The 220-nt window shown below is 55.0% G+C and carries 1 pseudogene; it reads left to right on the forward strand.

Going from position 1 to position 220, the window contains the following annotated elements:
- Positions 1–220, forward strand: a pseudogene (locus QJT78_RS52815) (hypothetical protein); the annotation flags it as partial.

The following is a 220-nucleotide window of genomic DNA, read 5'->3' on the forward strand; positions in this document are numbered from 1 at the left end:
ATTTCATGAACAGCGTCACCGCGGCTTTTCCGAACCGCAAGCTTCACGTCATCCTCGACAACCTCAACACCCATAAAAAGAACGAGGACTGGCTCAAGGCCCACCCCAACGCCCCGCGGGTCACTTCAAATTCCTCCGGGTGTGGTCAGTCAAATTCCTCCACCCGCGAGGCAGGACAAGGGACTGTTAGTTTGAGTTTGTTTCCCGGGCAAGAGCTTCA

The sequence above is a fragment of the Bradyrhizobium sp. Mp27 genome, assembly GCF_029953005.1.
Lineage (GTDB): Bacteria > Pseudomonadota > Alphaproteobacteria > Rhizobiales > Xanthobacteraceae > Bradyrhizobium > Bradyrhizobium barranii.